Consider the following 247-nt stretch of genomic DNA (forward strand, 5'->3'; position numbering starts at 1 on the left):
CTCCGACATTCACGGCAACCTCCCCGCGCTGGAGGCGGTGATTGCCGACATTGCCGCGCGGGGGATCACGCAGATCGTCAATCTGGGCGATTCCCTGTCCGGCCCGCTCTGGCCGCGTGAGACGGCGCAAAGGCTGATGGCGCTGAACTGGCCCACACTGGCGGGCAATCATGAGCGGCAATTGCTAAACCTCGATCCCGCCGCGATGGGGCCGAGTGATGCTGCCGCCCATGCCGTGATCGACGAT

General features: G+C 65.6%; 1 protein-coding gene. It reads left to right on the top strand.

All coding sequences use genetic code 11. The features are described 5' to 3' along the window. Positions 1-247, top strand: a 247-nt coding sequence (locus ACZ3GY_RS24595; RefSeq protein WP_465912418.1) for a metallophosphoesterase family protein, incomplete at both ends; no start/stop codon positions are given.

The sequence above is a fragment of the Pseudomonas sp. PME37.24/006 genome (genome assembly GCF_055556635.1).